At 44.3% G+C, this 280-nt stretch carries 1 pseudogene; it reads right to left on the bottom strand.

Features of this window, described 5'->3' with window-relative positions:
* Positions 1-280: pseudogene (locus tag ACKX14_RS15675) on the bottom strand (TonB-dependent receptor); the annotation flags it as partial.

Below are 280 nucleotides of genomic sequence, written 5' to 3'. Positions count from 1 at the left end.
AATCCCTGCAAAAATACGATGTGATTCATTGGTTGTCTTAGAAACACGGTTACCTGCTTGTGAGCGTAGGTAGAGTTGTAAAGGATCACCACTTAAACCGGGAACAGCAGGAGTGATACTTTCACCTGGATAGTATTGGCTTCCTTTGGGAAGTGTCACAGATCGGCTATAGACATCGGGTGCGATTGAGGTAGTGACTTCATTTTTTGCATATACATATTCAGCAATCGCGTTGAATTGGTCACTGAGTTTGAACGTTGCACGCCCTAGTGCCGATAAG

The organism is Thermorhabdus hydrogeniformans, assembly GCF_049310025.1.
Taxonomy (GTDB): domain Bacteria; phylum Bacillota; class Thermosediminibacteria; order Thermosediminibacterales; family Tepidanaerobacteraceae; genus JBJYKD01.
The sequence above is the reverse complement of the archived record's forward strand: the minus strand, read 5'-3'. Positions and strand labels throughout refer to the sequence as shown.